This window comes from Paenibacillus sp. FSL R7-0302, from assembly GCF_038006885.1.
Lineage (GTDB): Bacteria > Bacillota > Bacilli > Paenibacillales > Paenibacillaceae > Paenibacillus_AQ.
This window is the reverse complement of the sequence record NZ_JBBOWB010000001.1, coordinates 1887369-1905237: the sequence shown is the minus strand read 5'-3', so window position 1 is coordinate 1905237 and position 17869 is coordinate 1887369. Positions and strand designations below refer to the sequence as shown.

The window sequence follows — 17869 nt, the reverse complement described above, 5'->3', positions numbered from 1 at the left end:
TCATTCCCCCCATCTGCGAAATAAAGTATGCTCAATCCCGAAGCTGTCGAGCACCTTGCCCACCATGAAATTGACCAGATCATCCATAGTGGCAGGACCGTAATAGAACGCCGGCATTGCCGGAATCAGCTTGACGCCCATCCGCGACAGCTTCAGCATATTCTCCAGGTGAATCGCATGCAGCGGTGTCTCCCGGGGCACCAGAACGAGCGGACGGCCTTCCTTCAGCATGACATCCGCTGCCCGCGTCATCAGATTGTCCGAGCTGCCATGTGCTAGAGCAGACAGTGTTCCCATCGAGCAGGGCATAATAATCATCCCCTCTGTCCGGAAGGAGCCGCTGGCAATCGAAGCGCCGATATCCTGTACCGGGTGATACAGAAGAGAACCGGGATAGCTGCCGAACTGCTCGTTCAGCAGTCCTTCCCGGTCAGTTACGGCATAACCCAGCTCCTCCTTGAAGACACGCCAGCCTGCATTACTGACAACCAGATGTACTGTATAACCGAGGGACAGCAGGGTCTCTGTCAGCCGGATGCCGTAGATCGCCCCGCTTGCACCGGTAATGCCAACCACGAAGTTCTTAGGCGTAAGTTCGGTCATTTGTTGAACTGCACCACCAGGTCAATCAGAGTAAAGGAAAAGACCACAATGCTAAGTACACCGTTCATGGTGAAGAAGGCGGTCTGCAGCTTGCTTAGATCACCCGGAGACACAATGTAGTGCTCATAGAACAGAATAATATAAGCAATCACCATGCCGGCCACATACCACCAGCTCAGTTCCGTGATGAACAGCAGAGAGATGAAGCCCAGGGCTGTCAGCAGATGAAAGACCTTGGCAATCCCCAGCGCACGGGCCACCCCGAAACGCACAGGAATTGAATACAGCCCCTCCTTGCGGTCGAAGTCCACATCCTGGCAGGAGTAGATGATATCAAAGCCGGCTGTCCAGAATACGATAGTGAAATAAAAGATCATAGCAGTCAAGTCCACCGTTCCTGTAACCGCAACCCACCCGCCGAGCGGCGCAAGGGCAATTGTAAGTCCGAGAATCAGGTGACAGGCCCAGGTGAAGCGTTTGGTGAAGGAATAGAAGACCAGCAGAAAAACAGCAATCGGCAGCAGCTTCGCTGACAGCGGATTGAGCTTGAAGGCTGCCCAGAACAGCAAAAAGAACGAGAACGCGATGAACAGCGTTACCTCTCCAACCTTCAGCAGTCCTGCCGGAATGGCTCTTCCCGCTGTCCGGGGATTCTTCGCATCACTGATCCGGTCGATCAGCCGGTTAAGCCCCATAGCGGCGCTGCGTGCGCCGAACATAGCAACAACCACCCATCCGATCTGGCTCCAGGAGGGCAGTTCACCGAACATAACTACTGAACCAAGCAACGCTCCCATAAAGGCAAAGGGTAAAGCAAAAACAGTGTGCTCAAATTTAATCATTTGTAGAAAAATACCGATTTTCTTAAACATTACAGTTCTCCTTGACTCCAAGATGTAACGCCGCGATGCCACCGTTCAAGGGGAACGATTCCACTTTTGTAAGTCCGGTATCCCGGAAGATCTCCTCTAATTGCTTCCTGTCCGGGAAGAGTGCCAGTGATTCAGGAAGCCATTTATATTGCTCATACCGCTTGGCGAACAGCCTGCCGAGCAGCGGAAGCACACGCTGGAAATAAAAATAATAAATACCTTTGAACGGCTGCTTCATCGGCTTCGACAGCTCCAGGCAGACCACCATACCGCCGGGCTTCACCACGCGCTTCATCTCGCCCAGCACCTGAACGGGATCAGGCACATTACGAAGTCCAAAGCCAATCGTGGCGTAATCAAAGGAATTATCACCGAACGGCAGCTCCATCGCGTTCCCCTGAATCAGGGAGATGCGGTCCTGCAGTCCGCGCGCCTCCACCTTGCGCTGTCCCACCTCCAGCATGCCTGCGCTGAAGTCCAGTCCCATGACATTTCCGGTCTCGCTCGCATCAGCGAGGGCAATGCTCCAATCACAGGTACCGCAGCACAGGTCTACTGCCGAGTCCCCGCGCTTCATGTTCATCTTGCGCATGGTGAACTTCCGCCAGGCCTTATGACGCCGGAAGCTCAGAATATCATTCATCAGATCATACTTGCCGGCAATGCTCTCAAATACCGAATGGACAAATTGCTCCTTCGGCTTGTCGCCCTGCCCGCCTGTTACGGTAACTTTATCTACTGTCATTCTCTAACCCTCCACGGCAGCTTGTCCGGAAATTTTCATGTGCAGAAGCAGGCGGTCCAGTGCAGCTCTAAGCTGAGCCGCCAGATCCTCGTCCCTGATCCCCTGCAATAACGACTGAATGGACGCAAGCGAGGTATGCAGCTTGTCCGTCAGCAGCGTATCGCATTTGCATCTCAGCTTCAGCTTCTGCCAATCCTTGGGGTCCAGAGTCTGCCCCTTAAGCTGCTGACGCTCCTCTTCGGTCGCCGACTCCATCACCTTCCAGTAAGCATAGCCCTCCAGCGCACTTGCCGGAGCTGCCCCCCGGCGCAATTCCAGGGCTGCTGTCTCACACTGGCTGAATTCGGCGAGCAGCTTCTGCCAGATGTCTCTAAGGGACTCTTCGATCATCGGTGTAAAAGAAAGAAACAGCCGCATATTGAGCTGTACCGTGTGCTTCAAGTATTGTTCGGCCGGGACAAGCGTTCCGCTCATCTTGCCGTAAAGATTGGCCTTCATCACATTGAAATCAGCGATAGCCGCGCTCAATGTGCCAACCATTTCAATCTGACCGTGTCTCGCGAGCAGATGGTAGAACCAGCTGCTGAAATAATCACCGGCCAGAACCTTCAGCTGGCGGGTGCGCATAATATCGCCGCCGGGCTCTTCATGATTCCGGTCAATGCTCTCATGGGTATCCAGTCCAAGCTGGACGAGTCCGGTCACCAGGGTGAACAGCTCTGCCTGCTGGAAGTCTGCCCCCCGGCCTCTGCCGAGAAAAATATATAACAAATGACCCCGCCCGTCTGAGAACGGCGGCAGTTCCGTATGCCGCTGAATCATATCGTAGTCGGTGTAGGGTTTAGCCAGTTGCGGTATGCGGTACGGTTTCATTTTAGCCTCCGAAGCCATTGACGTTTGTCAAACTCTTTGTTCACAATCTTGTCTATTATATCACATGTTTTTTTGTCACGCACGGGTGAAGCCTTCTAGTTTCAATTACCCGGTTCAGGGATAAATGAACTGCTTTTTCCACAGCTCGCTTTCGCTAATGCGGAAGCCGTTCTTCAGCGAATCGGGAAGAGGCGAATTGCCTGCGTTCTCCAGCGCCTCCTGCAGCAGGGGGCTCCACTCGCTGCGGCGGATATCACCGGCAAGGAGCAGGCGGCGGGTATCCAGCCACCTATCCTCTGCCACCACACGCAGCAGCAGCTGGTCTACGTTCGAAGTCTCCTGAATCGCGAACCCGATAGCCAGAGCCATGTTGCGGTACAGCTCCTGCGGTTCGTGGGCATCACCGTTCACCTTGAGATCCAGAGACAATACCCCGTTCTCCCAGCCTGCCTTGTCAATCATCAGACTGAAGGGAATCTCACTGAGCGCATCTACCAGATTGTCATTCTCCAGTACCAGGCCATCCGGGCCTATCGTCTGTACTGCGCTATACTTACTCTGGGCAGTTATAACGTTGCCGGCCAGTTGCGGCAGCAGCAGGGTAACAGCTGCACTAAGCAGCAACGCCGTTCCGATCAGCCAGCTCCGGTTCATAACATGCCTCCCTACTCATAGTTTCCGCTGCTATGCAGGATTATACGGCACCGCAGAGCGGCCCATATCTAGTTATATTTTGAAAAAAAGCAGGCTATGCCTGCTTTTCAGCTTTCACTCTCTAATTGTCCGTGTTTGCTCCAGATTTCAGCCTTGCCGCGGATTTTCATTGCTGAGGTGTGATCGGTGAATTGGGCAATGAGCACCTCGCCTTTATCCAGCTTCTCCGTATGGTGAAACCGTGTGTCCAGCCCTCTGGTCAGCCCGATGACCTGAACACCGTTCTCCTTGGCCTTGACTACGATATAGTCGCTGCCGGACGGTGCAGGATTCACTTCATTCTTCTTCTCAGTCATTGTAATCCTCCTCAAAGTTTATGAGCCTCTCTCAAAAACAAATGCCGCCCTGGAAGGCGGCATCGTTGGTATTCAAGGACTATGGGGCAGATATGTAGAAATCTTTATTTGATTCCGTCTTTCAGCGCTTTACCGGGTTTGAAAGCCGGTACTTTGCTTGAAGGAATTTCGATTTCTTCACCAGTCTGCGGGTTGCGGCCTTTACGTGCGGAACGTTCGCGCACTTCAAAGTTTCCGAAGCCAACCAGCTGAACCTTATCGCCGCTTTGCAGTGCACCTGTGATCGCTTCAAAAACTGCATCTACCGCTTTCGTAGCGTCTTTTTTGGGAAGTTCAGTTGCTTCTGTAACTACGTTGATCAAATCTGATTTATTCATGTCTTCTCACCTCCCTGGTTAAAAGTTCCGGTATCATACACTCTTTCCGTTTCAACGTAAAATATACGTGATAATCCCGTTTAATACTAGAAACTGGCACCTCTCTTCTAGAAGCGCAACAAACTTATAGTAATACAGCCCACCCATAATTTCAAGGCGTTCCTCAAAAAAGGAGCAGAAAGTAGCAGGTTTCCCTTCATTCCGCTGCAATTGCGCAGTCTATTACTACCAGTTATGCCGTAAAAACGGAAGCTTTCCAGGGAGAATTCCCCTTTTCCACTCTAGCAGCGAAAGGGCCCGGAAATAGCAAAAGAGCGGGAAAAGCTCCCGCTCCAAAGGACAAGCCTATTTCATTTAGAGGATGATGGCGATCAGGCCGCCTGAACCTTCATTGATAATCCGGCCCAGCGTTTCCTGCAGCTTGTAGCGGGCATTGTCCGGCATCATCGCGATCTTGCCCTGAATGCCCTCACGGACTATGGAATGCAGGGACCGGCCGAAGATATCGGATTCCCAGATTTTGATCGGGTCATTCTCAAAGTCCTGCATCAGGTAGCGCACCAGCTCTTCACTCTGCTTCTCTGTACCGATAATCGGCGAGAACTCCGACTCGACATCCACCCGGATCATATGGATCGACGGCGCCGTAGCCTTCAGCCGGACTCCGAAGCGGGAGCCTTGGCGGATCAGCTCAGGCTCATCCAGCGCCATCTCGGCCAGAGAAGGTGCGGCGATACCATACCCCGTGGTCTTAACCATTTCCAGCGCTTCCGAGAAGCGGTCATATTCGCGCTTGGCGTGGGAGAAGTCCTGCATCAGCTGGAGCAGGTGATCCTTGCCGCGAATCTCGACCCCGACTACCTCCATCAGCACCTGATCATACAGCTCTTCGGGAGCGTAAAGGTCAATCTCGGCTACCCCCTGGCCCATGTTCATGCCGCTGAGGCCTGCCCGGTCGATGAAATCATATTCGGTAAACTGGGAGACCAGGCGGTCCACATCGCGCAGACGGCGGATATCCTTCACGGTATCACGGACAGAATTCTCATAGCTGCTGCGCAGCCAGTGATTCTCGCCCAGCACCATCACCCAGCTCGGCAGATTAACATTAACTTCATGTACAGGGAATTCATACAGTACTTCGCGCAGAACACCAGTCACATCGTCCTCGGTCATATTCGCAGCGCTGAGCGTCATCACCGGAATATCATATTTGAGGGCAAGCTCACTGCGGAGCTGCTGGACTTCCTCACTGCGCGGCCGGGTGGAGTTGATGACCAGCACGAACGGCTTGCCGACCTCCTTCAGCTCTGCGATCACGCGCTCTTCGGAATCGACATACGAGCTCCGTGGAATCTCGGCAATCGTACCGTCGGTGGTCACTACCACACCCAGAGTCGAGTGCTCCTGAATGACCTTGCGTGTCCCGATTTCAGCCGCTTCCTGGAATGGAATCGGTTCCTCGAACCATGGCGTCGAGATCATCCGCGGACCATTCTCATCCTCATACCCTTTTGCGCCTTCCACTGCATAGCCTACACAATCGACCAGCCGGACGTTAACCTCCAGGCCTTCGGCCACCTTAATCTGCACCGCATTGTTGGGTACGAATTTAGGCTCCGTAGTCATAATAGTTTTGCCTGCCGCACTTTGCGGCAGCTCATCGACCGCTCTTACCCGGTCTGCTTCACTCGTGATGTTCGGCAGAACAATCGTTTCCATGAAGCGCTTGATGAATGTCGATTTCCCCGTGCGAACCGCGCCGACGACGCCAAGATAAATGTCTCCGCCGGTACGCTCGGCAATGTCCTTGAAAATATCCACTTTTTCCAAAAGAGATCCCCTCCTCATATTACTCCGAAGAAAAAATGCCTGAAGAGCATCGACTTCGCGTTCCGCCGGCAAACTGACCCTTGCAGGACAACCACCGGACTAAGCTTTGCCCGCCCGAAGCCTAGCTTACTTGCCTGAGGCGAAGCAAGGTTGCCCCGCGCTAAACTCCGAATGCTCGGACATGCATTTGGACTAGTATCATCATATGTATCCGTAACGGATTTATGACCAGCGTCCGCGCATTTTTGCATCTGAAATTTCGTATACCCGCTCTAGCTCGCCACTGCGTCAAGACACCCGGAAGTCTTCTCATCAAGTCTATGAGGGCGGCTTGCGGCCTAGAACTACTATCCGTTCTGAGATTTACCGTATCAAAAAAAGCAACAATCCCCCGCTCCCGGAGAACTGCTGCCTTAATTGATAATAGTATATTGCTATTCCTGCGGAGCCTGCGGGACGGGACGGCCATCCACCCACAGATAAGGGAGAGACTTGACGGGGACATAATAGGAGGCCTGCGCAAGCTCCAGACGCAGGTCACGGTCTGCCGCCGGACTGCTGCCGTTCTTATCAATGGCTGAGGAGATATCCTCGCCGTAATCAACATAGACTGCCCCGCTGCGATCCATCAGCAGCCCGAGCGGCTGGCCCGAATATACGCTGCTTAGCTTGATTGTCCCTGTCCCTGCCCGTTTGGCATCGATAGACACCAGGCCCGGATACAGCTCCTCCCCTGCCGGAAGCTTCCCGCCGTGCGCAGACTTATAGAGGTTCACCTTGCGCTGGATATCGTTAACCTTCTGCACGGTCACCAGGTCCATTAATTTGACCTGTGGGTCCGTCTCCTCATCCAGCACCAGAAAATGGGCGCTCCCGCCCATCTCGAACGCTGCCGCCGGGATCTCGTCCAGGTACCCTTCCTGCTGCAGCTTATTCAGGTCAATCACGAATTTCTCGTATCTGGGCGTGTCCTGATCGCTGGTCAAGATCGGCAGCAGCCCCTTCTGCTCCTGATAATCATCGACCGCCGCCTGCACCCGCTTCACACTCTCGCGGTAACTGCTGCCGGACTGCTGCTGCTCCCGGGGATACATGCAGCCGGTTAGAGACAAGATCAGCAGGACAAGCAGCGGCAGCAGCATCGCAGACCTATTCCGGCTCTGCCGGAGCTTCACCAGATGCATAGAGTCCACTCGCAGGGCTCCTCTCTGTTCGTTCAGGGTTGCATTTGCACCGGGAGTAACCATCACCATAAGTCCTCCGCTTCGCCACGGCGCGCCGCTTCCAGTCTGCGGCGTACAGCCGCCTTCAGCGGGTCCTCGGGAATATGCACATGGACGTCGCCCCATACAGCGGCCTGACAGGCCAGGCGGACGCCTTCATCCAGCAGGCTGCCAAGCTTGCGCTTCTCCGCCTCCGCAGGAGGTCTGAGTGCCTCGGCATCCGTACGCTCTACGGACACTTTGCACATCATGCATCCCGCCTTGCCTCCGCAGCGGGTAGGCAGGACGATTCCGGCTTTGCGCACAGCCTCCAGCAGCGTAACACCATGCTTGACAGAAGCTGTGCGTTGTTCCGGAAGGAAAGTGACCGTTATTTGCGATTTCGCATTCATCTTACAGCCTCCTTCCTTCGAATCAGGTTATATACGTATAGATTCGGATATCCCCAGCAGCTCGTCCAGCCTAGACTGCAGGCCGTCGGCTTCCAGATGATTCTCCGCAATGAGCTGCTCCAGAAGCGGCAGATGACCGGCTACATCCCGCTTCATCAGCTCCGCAATAGCCCGGCAGCGTTCTTCCCTGCCGCGCAGCAGATTGAAGATCAGCTCATGGACAAGCGGCATCAGGGCCAGGCGGCCGCTCCCTTCGAATGTACATTTCGGGGCATAGGACTGCAGCTTGCTGATATCCACTGCATATTGCCCGGAGCCGCTCCCGATCCTGAATCCGCCCACCAGCTCAACCTTCACCTCCCCGATGAAGTAGAGCCCCCGCAGAGAGTAACAGCCTCCGCTATAATCCTCCTCCGGTGCACAGACAGTGTATCTCAGCAGTGCCCGATGAAGCTGCGCGGTATCCTCCAAATCACAATAGAGGTCAATATCGCGCGGAGCAGCACTCAGCTGAACCCCGTGCAGCAGCAGACCGCAGCTTCCCCCCAGCAGCCACACCGGCGGCTTACCCGGCCCGATAACATCCAGCTCCCGCGTTATGCTGCCCAGTGCCGTCTCCAGCACATAAGGAATTCCTGAACCGGCCATCAATCTACACACGCCCCATTCCTGTAAAATCAACTAACGATTCTGTCAGAAATACGTCTGCCTGAGTATAATGTAAATGCTTACATAATTGAAGCAGCCCCGCCCAGAACTCCGATCAGCAGGATGACAAAAGCAATGACCGATAAAACAGCTCTAAGCAGTCCCTTCGTCTTGCTGCGTGCAAAAGTAATCAAAAAAACGGATAAGCCCATAATCAGTACCGCAATCAGAGACAGCCACATTTTTGTCATCGGGTCCATAGGTCATGCGCCTCCATTTCACTTTTCCCGGATTGCGACTATTATAGCGTGAATCGCGGCATTTTTTAAGTATAAATTTTAAGCATCAGCCGATTCCCCTGCCAAAAAAAGGGCATAACCCGCGGAATCAGCTTACCTTCCGGAGTTATGCCCAGTCTGAAAAGGAGCCATCCCGGCAGGAATGGCTTACTTCACGGATATGCTATTTTTTCAGCATCATTTTCATTAAAGACTCCATCGTACCGGAACCGGCGCCGCCTTTTTTAACAGTATTGACGATCTCCTGCACGGTAGCCTCGCTGACTGGCACTTTAGCCATAGCTGATACCTGTTTAATTAACTGGCGGAGCTGGGCTTCATTCTGTGTGGTGCCCGGCTTAACCGTACCGGCCAGCTTTTTGATGGCACCTTCCGAAATGTTTTTGCCCGTCTTCTTGTTGATGGCGTTCAAAGCATCCTTGGAAAAATCTCTGCTCACTGTTCATCCCTCCTCCGTCAATCCCCATTAACAACATATGAGATATTCCGGCAAAAGGTGAACGTGATCAGGAATGCCACTGCTCCCAGGTCTCCTGGGAGATGGCCTCCATCTCCGTCTTACGGTCACGGCCCATCAGGGCTTCTACCGCATTACGCGGTGTTCTGCCCTTGAACAGCACATGATAGATCTGGTCGGTAATCGGCATCTGTACGCCCAGCTTCAGCGAGATCGCATAAGCCACCTCTGTCGTCCGGATGCCCTCGACAACCATACCCATGGAATCCAGCACCTCATTCAGCGGCTGGCCCTGGCCCAGCATGGAGCCGGCGCGCCAGTTGCGACTGTGCTGGCTTGTTGCCGTTACGACCAGGTCACCCAGTCCGGCAAGGCCGGAGAAGGTTAAGGGATTCGCACCCATCTCAACGCCAACTCGGGAGATCTCGGCCAGGCCGCGGGTAAGCAGTGCCGCCTTCGCATTATCCCCGAACCCCAGCCCGTCGGACAGCCCCGCACCCAGCGCGATAATATTCTTCAGTGCACCAGCCAGCTCTACCCCTAGCTGATCCCTGTTGGTATACACACGGAAGTCGTTGTTAATGAACAGCTCCTGCGCCGCCTTGGCACGGCTCTCATCCGGCGAAGCCACGACGACCGTGGTCGGACAGAGCCGTACCACTTCTTCAGCATGGCTCGGCCCGGAGAGCACCACAATATCGCCTTCGCTGCAGCCCAGCTCCTCCGAGATCACTGTGGACATCCGCTTCATGGTCTCGGTCTCGAAGCCCTTCGTGGCGTGAATGCAGAGCATATCTTCCTTCCAGAACGGCTTAAGGCTATGCGCCACCTGGCGCATTCCGGAAGAAGGCGCCACAATGACTACCGCCTTCGAACCGGAGACGGCAGTCTCCATGTCCGTGGTGGCAATAATATTTCCAGGGAGTTTAATCCCCGGCAGGAAATGATGATTCGTATGTGCTTCGTTAATCTCGGCAGCCTGCTCAGGCTTTCGCGTCCACAGATAAACCTCCGAGTGGTTAGCCGCCAGCACAGTAGCCAGCGCAGTTCCCCAACTGCCCGCGACCAGCACGGTTACTTTATCAGACAACGCGATTCCCCTCCTTGGCTTTGGAGCCGATTTTGTTCTCACGGCCCTGCGAGATCTTCACGATGTTGCTGCGGTGACGCCAGAAGGCGAACACCACGATGACCAGGCTTCCCCATAGCTCCGGCGTCGTATGCTCCGTGAACAGCAGACACACCGGAGTCAGAGCCACAAAGATCAGCGAGCCCAGCGAGACATACCGTGTAAGTACAATAGCGAGAATGGCAATCGCACCGGCAATCAGTGCAGGCCAGAATACCAGTGTAGCCATCACTCCAATCGTCGTTGCAATCCCTTTCCCCCCGCGAAAGTGAAAATAGACCGGCCAGTTATGCCCGATGATGGCAGCGAGTCCGCAGACCACTGCGACCCAGCTTCCCCATCCCCCGGCCCATGTGCCAAGCCAGACTGCGGCAATTCCCTTCAGTACGTCCAGAAACAGCACCAGTATGGCCGGTCCCTTCCCCATCACACGCAGTGTATTGGTCGCTCCCGCATTGCCGCTTCCATATTGGCGGATATCAATCCCCTTAAGCAGCCGGGCGAGCAGTACACTGAAGCTGATGGAGCCAAGCAGATAGCTTATAACGATAACCAGAAGTTCAAACGCCACTACTCTTCTCCCCTAACCTTCGTTCTCGGATTTGCGCCGTGTAAAGAGGCGGATCGGTGTCCCCTCGAAATTGAACGCTGCACGCAGCTTGTTCTCCAGGTAACGTTCGTAGGAGAAGTGCATCAGCGAAGGATCATTGACGAATACCACGATGGTCGGCGGTTTCGTTGCCACCTGGGTGACATAGTTAATACGCAGACGGCGGCCTTTGTCCGTAGGCGGAGGATTAATCGCCACGGCATCCGATACCACATCATTCACCAGATGGGTGGTAATCCGCAGGGCGTGCTGTTGGGCGACATGCTGCACGACAGGCAGCAGCTTCTGCAGACGCTGTTTCGTAAGCGCAGACAGGAATACCACCGGAGCATAGCTCATGAACAGGAAGTGATCGCGGATGTTGCGTTCGAAGTTTTGCATCGTCTTGTCGTCCTTCTCAATGGCATCCCATTTGTTAACGACAAAGACTGAGGCCTTCCCCGCATCATGGGCATACCCGGCGATATGCTTGTCCTGGTCGATGATGCCCTCCTCACCGTTGATTACAACGAGTACAACATCAGCGCGCTCAATCGCCTTCATGGCTCTCATTACACTGTATTTTTCCGTGTTCTCATAGACCTTGCCGCGTTTGCGCATGCCCGCTGTATCGATCAGCACATAACGCTGGCCATCCCGTTCGAACGGCGTATCAATCGCATCGCGCGTAGTCCCCGCAACATCACTGACAATAACACGTTCTTCGCCCAGAATTGCATTGACCAGTGAGGATTTACCCACATTCGGACGTCCGATCAAGGCTACACGGATGACATCTTCATCATATTCCTCATCCACTTTATCCGGCAGACGTTCAACAACCGCGTCCAGCAGATCGCCGATTCCGGTTCCGTGACTTCCTGAAATGCCGATCGGATCACCGATTCCAAGGGTGTAAAATTCATAAATATCTTCGCTGCGCTTCATGTTATCCACTTTATTGATAGCCAGAACGATCGGCTTGCCGGAACGGAACAGAATCTGTGCCACTTCCTCATCCGAACTTGTGAGTCCGCTCTTCGCCTCACACATGAAGACGATCACATCCGCTTCCTCAATCGCCAGCTCCGCCTGAACGCGGATGGATTTCAGAATAGCGTCTTCTCCGTCAATCTCAATCCCGCCAGTATCAATGACACTGAAGGATTTGCCGTTCCAGTCGGAGACTCCATATATCCGGTCACGTGTAATCCCCGGTTTATCTTCTACGATGGCCAGTCTATCGCCAATCAGCCGGTTAAAGATCGTCGACTTTCCGACGTTAGGCCTGCCGACAATGGCCACTACGGGTCTTGCCATATTCATTCCTCCTGTCTTCCTTACGTTACTCATCATAGCAAAAAACATTCCAATTGGCTAACCGTCTTACCCAGGTATTGCCGCTATCCTGTATGCCCTGGAAAAGACAATCGGCGAACCCTCTGATCGAGGGCTCGCCGATTACTTTACCCGTTATGATGAGATAACAAAGGGATTAGTTGTTACCCTTGAATTTGTCCAGCTTGTCGCCGAAACGTTCAGCCAGTGTGAAGCTGAGGCCTTCGTTGCTGAGCGATACGTTAGGATTGTTCAGCACTTCCTTAGGCGCTCTGTCTCTGCTGTTGCTGCGTTCTGGTCTGGCCGAAGGAGCCGGAGCTTCTTCAGTTTCCTTGATGCTCAGGCTGACGCGCTTCTCGGATGGGTTGAAGTCAAGTACTTTCACTTGTACTTCCTGTCCTTCCTTGAGCACTTCATGCGGAGTACCAATGTGCTTGTGGGAGATCTGGGAGATATGCACAAGGCCTTCAACGCCTGGCAGCAGTTCAACGAATGCGCCGAAGTTCACAAGGCGTTTAACTTCGCCTGTAACTACATCGCCAATGTTGATCTTGCCTGCTGCGGAATCCCAAGGACCCGGAGCAGCTGCTTTGATGCTGAGGCTGATTTTGCCCTTTTCAGGATCAACCTTAAGTACTTTAACGCGAACCTTGTCACCTTCGGATACTACATCGGATGGCTTCTCCACATGGTTCCAAGCGATCTCGGATACGTGAACCAGTCCGTCTACGCCGCCAACATCAACGAATGCGCCGAATTGAGTCAGGCGTTGAACAGTACCTTCGATGATTTGGCCTTCAGACAGCTCAGCCATAATCTTCTGCTTGTTAGCTTCGAATTCTTCCTCCAGAACTTCTTTGGCGGAGAGAATTACCTTGCTGTTCTCACGGTCAAGCTCTTTCACTTTGACACGCAGTGTGCGGCCCTTGTAGTCGCTGAAATCTTCAACGAAGTGACGCTCAACCATGGAAGCCGGGATGAAGCCGCGTGCGCCAACGTCAGCCACAAGGCCGCCTTTGACAACATCAGCTACAGTAACTTCGAAGGATTCCTGGGAAGCGAAATACTTCTCCAGATCTTCCCATGATTTCTCGCTGTCGATGGCACGCTTGGACAGCACCAGGCTCTCCTTGTTGTCGTTGATGCTGACAACCTTGCATTCCACTTCCTGGCCGACTTCTACCGCTGCTGCGGCATTGTCCAGCTGAACGGAAGACAATTCGCGAATAGGAATAACGCCGTCGTATTTATATCCAATGCTTACATAAGCTTGGTTATCTTCAATTTTGACGATTGTTCCTTTCACGGTATCGCCTTTTTTCAGAGAAATGATTTCCAGACCTTCCTGGCTTGTCACTTCTTCTTCATTGCTGGCAACAACTTCTGCAGACTCGGTTACAGCGGATTCTACAGTTTCTGCCCCTTCTACGGTCTCGTTATTCTCAACGTTATCCGCAGCTTCTTGATTCTTGATTTCTTCAGACATGTGATTACCCTCCTCGATTCAAAACCCCATTTATTTAAACCCGCGTAGAGCAGAGTTCAAAACAATCATTGCTTCGTTAAACCATTTCACTGTGTTGATTAGTATGTTCCAAAAAATAGCGGTTATGCTGTAATTTATAAGCTATTCACCGAAACAGGAGATTGCCTTCCGGACTTACCGCGAACTGGGCTTGCCGGTACTGATCATTTCATGGATGCGTCCCATAATTACATCGGTTACAGCGTCCAGAGAATCACTTCCCGCACCTTCAAATGCGCTGAGGTCTATGGGTGCCCCATACACAACAGTCATCCGGCGGAACGGCTTGTAGGACCCGATAATGGCTGCCGGTACAACGGCTGCGCCGCTGCGGAGCGCGAAGCTTGCCGCACCCTTCTTGGCTGAACCTGAATCGGAGTTCCGCGTTCCTTCCGGGAAGATGCCCATCACATGTCCGCTGCGAAGCGTATTGAGAGACGTCTTAATGGATTCTTTGCTTACGCCGCCACGCTTGACAGGAAATGCGCCCAATTGCTTAATGAGCCAGCCCAGCACCGGAACATTGAATAATTCCGCCTTGGCCATATATCGTACCTGTCGCTTCAGCTTAATGCCGATCGTCATGGGATCAAGCAGGCTGATGTGATTCGCGCAGAGCAGGACTCCACCCTCCTTCGGCACATTCTCTCTTCCCACAATCTTGAGCGGGAACAGTATGGCATAAATCATACGAAGCAAGGCCACGCAAAATGCATAAATCATAGATGATTTCTCTCCCCGTTAACATAGGTTCTGCAGTGGGAGACGATGGCTTCCACGGCCTGAAAGATATCCATATGCGTCGTATCCAGAAGAATAGCATCCTCGGCACGGCACAGCGGTGAAATCTCCCGGCCTTCATCAAGCCGGTCCCGCGCTGCAATATCATGTTCAAGCTGCTGGAGAGTCACTGTTTCCGTATCCTTCAGTTCCTTGTAACGACGGAGAGCACGCTCCTCCACACTTGCCGTCATGAAAATCTTCACTTCGGCATCCGGCAGTACGGTTGTACCGATATCCCGGCCATCCATCACGACTCCCTTGCGGAGCGCCATCTGACGCTGCAAGTGACTCAGTCTGGATCTAACACCCTCAATCTTCGAATACTGCGACACCTGGCCGCTGACCTGAAGACTGCGGATATGCGGGGTCATGTCTTCCCCATTAATCAGCACTTTCTGCACATCTTTCTCAGGCAGAAGCTCAATCGCCATATTCTGGACCTTCCGGTCCACCAGCTCATGCTCCTCTGCAGCTATGCCTTCACGAAGCATATACCAGGTGATTGCCCGGTACATGGCACCCGTGTCTACATAAATGTAAGACAGCTCCCGTGCTACCAATCGGGCTACAGTGCTCTTGCCTGCCCCGGCAGGTCCGTCGATGGCGACGTTAATTCGGTCGTTAGTATGTGTATCCTGCCTGTCCAACGGGGCATTCCTCCTCAAACACTCTTCCGCAGAAATACGCATATCGACATATCTCTCTTGGAACTTGCTGATATTCTCAAGAAAAAAGCAGGCATTGCCTGCGACTTATAAAATTATACCACAGTTTGAACCCCAGTGCAAAATGACATTGAGGTTTTTTAGGGAGAAAAAAGCTGATTCAGGGCCCTCTTGAAGATTCGCGCGCAGGGAATCAGCGGTTGCGGAAATCGAACTGGCGTTCAAAGCAGTACCGGATAATTTTTTGCCGCTCCGTATCGGAAATGGCCGAGAATTTAACCATGACCAGATTCCGCCCGGTCTCCAGCGGTTTGATCCGTACAATCTCGCCTTCGAAATTAACATGCTCCGTGCTTCCGTTGCGGTAGGAGACGAGCAGCCAGCAGGCCAGCTTGTCGGCCACCTCCAAAGCAATCTTCGCATCGCTTAAGAATGACGTCCCGCCGCCGCCAATATCCTCGGTGCGCACCAGAAAGCGGCTGCCCAGGGCATCCTTAACGGCCAGCTCCAGCTCGGCATTGACACGGAAGAAGCTGCGCCGCTGAATTTTGAAGATGGACTCCGCCGCTGGCTTGCGCAGCCGGACCATCCGGATGACATCTTCCTTGAAGCCGAGCACATGAGTATTGAAGTAATTCTTGATGCCGCCCTCTGTGAGAAAATACACCGACAGCTCATCACCGACGAACAGCTTCTTAAGCCGGCCGTTGCTCTCCTGCATAGGGATCTCTATCAGGATACTCTCATCCTCCATGTCAGCAATCCTTGCCCGGTACTGGATCTCAGACTCTGCCGCATCGCTGGACGCCACCTGGAGGTATAGATATTCATTGATTTTGGGATACAAACCTGTCACCGCCGCTTGAGTTAGTAATAAATGCTAAACCGATTATAGCACGCCCTCTTGAGACCGGTCAGAAATATTATTAGGCGTTGAACACCAGCAGCCGCAACCGGCGCGCAGCAACAAAATAACCCCACAAAGTGGGGCTTTAGCGTAGGTGTTGATTCAGGTACTTTGCGGGGACCCCAAAACATATAGATTCTTATCTTCAAAAAAGACGCCCTCCGTTTCCAGAAATGCGTCTTCTCTATTATAACCGGGCTTATCCGTCTCAAGTGGAACGTCCGGCTATTTATCCTGTGCTCCCGAGGAGGTGCGGATCTGTTCCACCGCTTCCTCATTACCGTCATCGGCATTCAGATAAATCCTGAACTGTGAGCCGTTGATTTTGCCCCCGAACTCATAGGTCAGCAGCTCCACCGCATCTTCATTCTCGATCCAGGCCAGCCGGTTATAGAGCTCCTTGAACTCCGGGTTAAGCATCGCTCTGGCTTCAGCTAAGGAGAGCTTCGGCTTCGGCAGCACACGCTTCTCCTTATGCTCATTCACATAGTCACTTGCCTGAAATCCTATGGCCTCCCCCGTATCCAGCCCGACACGAACCGTCATTTTCTCGGGATAGATGAGCACGCCGTCCTGGCTGCTGACAAAGGTCAGATTGCCCAGATTATCGTACCGGTCAGCACTGACTGCGGTCATGCCGGGATATCCCTTCTTCTCCAGGAACTTGCCCGCCTTCTCCACAGCCTGCTTCATGGATACTTTGGCCGGCCCTACCTCGCGGTTGTCGTTGTAAGAGATCAGCAGGCCGCCTTCCGCCGTGAAGTCCATCGAGACCGGCTCTTTATGCTCTGCTGAAGTCACAGTGGCTGTATAAGAAGCCCACTCCGTTCCCTTCCCATTCTCCTGAATCTTCACCTGTGCCTGCCCGCCCAGCTCGGCGAACTTCATCGCCTTGCCCTTGATCTGGTCAGCGGTAACCGGCTTGCCGCCCAGCTTTTTCACCGACCGCTTATCATAGATACTTGCAACCGAAGGGCCGTAGTCCAGCTCCGGGTAAGCCGCCACGCGTTTATCCACGGTTTTGAATCCGTCGATGATCGTGTTGTCTTCGGCCTTCTGCTCTGTAGCCAGTGCAGTCTCTACATCCATCCAGCGCAGCTTTTTGCCGATGACCTTGTCCTGAACCTTCTGCAGGTCCTTGGAGATTTCAGCCGAATTCTGGTAGAGTGTCTTCAGATTCGCCATCTCCCCCTCTGTCAGCGGCTTCTTGGTGAAGTCACGTACCGCAGCTTTGTAAGAGAAATTAGCGATCTTGGAGAGGAACTCCTCCGTCTCACTGAACGGCAATAGCGTCAGCGGCAGCTGGTTAATCTCGTTCTGCGCCTCGCTGGTAATCCGCCATACATTGACCAGTCCCTTGCGGTGCATTCCATTAGAGGTGGTGTTCACCGCAAGCGTATTGCCCAGCTCACCGTGAAGCCGCTCCACATGGAAGGAGAGATCATGGAACGCGCGCTGATACTGATTCTCCGCTTTGATCAGAATCGAATTCTTCTCCTGATTCTCCTGATACCCCCAGACGAGCGCTCCAAGCAGCAAGAGTGCGGTAAGCGGGAACATTATGGCACTTAATCTTTTGTACATAGGTCCGCATAGCTCCT

General features: G+C 53.3%; 21 protein-coding genes. All 21 read right to left on the bottom strand.

The features are described from left to right. Positions 1 to 603: a UbiX family flavin prenyltransferase gene (locus MKY96_RS08100; RefSeq protein ID WP_340939679.1), complete on the bottom strand. Its 603-nt coding sequence runs from the start codon at positions 601 to 603 to the stop codon at positions 1 to 3. Next, on the bottom strand, positions 600 to 1475 hold the full coding sequence (locus MKY96_RS08095; protein ID WP_340939678.1) for a UbiA-like polyprenyltransferase: 876 nt from the start codon (positions 1473 to 1475) through the stop codon (positions 600 to 602). The genes MKY96_RS08100 and MKY96_RS08095 overlap by 4 nt, the downstream gene beginning before the upstream one ends. After that, positions 1468 to 2220 (bottom strand): demethylmenaquinone methyltransferase, encoded by a 753-nt coding sequence (locus MKY96_RS08090; RefSeq protein WP_340939676.1) that lies wholly within the window; start codon positions 2218 to 2220, stop codon positions 1468 to 1470. The genes MKY96_RS08095 and MKY96_RS08090 overlap by 8 nt, the downstream gene beginning before the upstream one ends. Positions 2221 to 2223: 3 nt before the next feature. After that, complete coding sequence (locus MKY96_RS08085) at positions 2224 to 3093, bottom strand: heptaprenyl diphosphate synthase component 1 (protein ID WP_340939674.1); 870 nt, start codon at positions 3091 to 3093, stop codon at positions 2224 to 2226. Between the two features lie 114 nt (positions 3094 to 3207). Next, complete coding sequence (locus tag MKY96_RS08080; RefSeq protein WP_340939671.1) at positions 3208 to 3747, bottom strand: hypothetical protein; 540 nt, start codon at positions 3745 to 3747, stop codon at positions 3208 to 3210. 107 nt (positions 3748 to 3854) lie between these two features. Further along, complete coding sequence (mtrB, locus tag MKY96_RS08075; protein WP_051478165.1) at positions 3855 to 4103, bottom strand: trp RNA-binding attenuation protein MtrB; 249 nt, start codon at positions 4101 to 4103, stop codon at positions 3855 to 3857. 104 nt (positions 4104 to 4207) lie between these two features. After that, positions 4208 to 4480, bottom strand: coding sequence for an HU family DNA-binding protein (locus MKY96_RS08070; protein ID WP_019909963.1), 273 nt, complete (start codon positions 4478 to 4480; stop codon positions 4208 to 4210). Positions 4481 to 4834: 354 nt separating this feature from the next. Then, the gene (gene spoIVA / locus MKY96_RS08065) at positions 4835 to 6313 is read right to left on the bottom strand and encodes a stage IV sporulation protein A (protein WP_036727319.1); all 1479 of its coding nucleotides are present in this window, start codon (positions 6311 to 6313) and stop codon (positions 4835 to 4837) included. 434 nt (positions 6314 to 6747) lie between these two features. Continuing rightward, positions 6748 to 7497, bottom strand: coding sequence for a DUF3939 domain-containing protein (locus tag MKY96_RS08060; RefSeq protein WP_340944493.1), 750 nt, complete (start codon positions 7495 to 7497; stop codon positions 6748 to 6750). A 62-nt stretch (positions 7498 to 7559) separates the two neighbouring features. Beyond that, complete coding sequence (locus MKY96_RS08055) at positions 7560 to 7928, bottom strand: 2Fe-2S iron-sulfur cluster-binding protein (RefSeq protein ID WP_340939669.1); 369 nt, start codon at positions 7926 to 7928, stop codon at positions 7560 to 7562. 27 nt (positions 7929 to 7955) lie between these two features. After that, complete coding sequence (locus MKY96_RS08050) at positions 7956 to 8576, bottom strand: hypothetical protein (protein WP_340939667.1); 621 nt, start codon at positions 8574 to 8576, stop codon at positions 7956 to 7958. Between the two features lie 80 nt (positions 8577 to 8656). Next, on the bottom strand, positions 8657 to 8836 hold the full coding sequence (locus MKY96_RS08045) for a DUF2768 family protein (RefSeq protein ID WP_036698144.1): 180 nt from the start codon (positions 8834 to 8836) through the stop codon (positions 8657 to 8659). 202 nt (positions 8837 to 9038) lie between these two features. Continuing rightward, positions 9039 to 9314, bottom strand: coding sequence for a stage VI sporulation protein F (locus MKY96_RS08040; RefSeq protein WP_340939664.1), 276 nt, complete (start codon positions 9312 to 9314; stop codon positions 9039 to 9041). Positions 9315 to 9381: 67 nt separating this feature from the next. Then, on the bottom strand, positions 9382 to 10422 hold the full coding sequence (locus MKY96_RS08035) for an NAD(P)H-dependent glycerol-3-phosphate dehydrogenase (RefSeq protein WP_340939662.1): 1041 nt from the start codon (positions 10420 to 10422) through the stop codon (positions 9382 to 9384). After that, the gene (gene plsY, locus MKY96_RS08030) at positions 10415 to 11032 is read right to left on the bottom strand and encodes a glycerol-3-phosphate 1-O-acyltransferase PlsY (RefSeq protein WP_340939660.1); all 618 of its coding nucleotides are present in this window, start codon (positions 11030 to 11032) and stop codon (positions 10415 to 10417) included. The genes MKY96_RS08035 and plsY overlap by 8 nt, the downstream gene beginning before the upstream one ends. Positions 11033 to 11044: 12 nt before the next feature. Beyond that, on the bottom strand, positions 11045 to 12370 hold the full coding sequence (gene der / locus MKY96_RS08025; RefSeq protein WP_340939658.1) for a ribosome biogenesis GTPase Der: 1326 nt from the start codon (positions 12368 to 12370) through the stop codon (positions 11045 to 11047). Positions 12371 to 12545: 175 nt separating this feature from the next. After that, on the bottom strand, positions 12546 to 13874 hold the full coding sequence (gene rpsA / locus MKY96_RS08020; protein WP_340939654.1) for a 30S ribosomal protein S1: 1329 nt from the start codon (positions 13872 to 13874) through the stop codon (positions 12546 to 12548). 174 nt (positions 13875 to 14048) lie between these two features. Further along, positions 14049 to 14636 carry a lysophospholipid acyltransferase family protein gene (locus MKY96_RS08015; RefSeq protein WP_036727329.1) on the bottom strand — a complete coding sequence of 196 codons (588 nt, stop codon included), beginning with the start codon at positions 14634 to 14636 and terminating at the stop codon, positions 14049 to 14051. After that, complete coding sequence (cmk, locus tag MKY96_RS08010) at positions 14633 to 15343, bottom strand: (d)CMP kinase (RefSeq protein WP_340939651.1); 711 nt, start codon at positions 15341 to 15343, stop codon at positions 14633 to 14635. Before cmk ends, MKY96_RS08015 begins: the two co-directional genes overlap by 4 nt. 211 nt (positions 15344 to 15554) lie before the next feature. Next, on the bottom strand, positions 15555 to 16208 hold the full coding sequence (locus MKY96_RS08005; RefSeq protein WP_340939649.1) for a flagellar brake protein: 654 nt from the start codon (positions 16206 to 16208) through the stop codon (positions 15555 to 15557). A 285-nt stretch (positions 16209 to 16493) separates the two neighbouring features. Next, positions 16494 to 17852: a germination protein YpeB gene (gene ypeB / locus MKY96_RS08000; RefSeq protein ID WP_340939647.1), complete on the bottom strand. Its 1359-nt coding sequence runs from the start codon at positions 17850 to 17852 to the stop codon at positions 16494 to 16496. Positions 17853 to 17869: the final 17 nt, after the last annotated feature.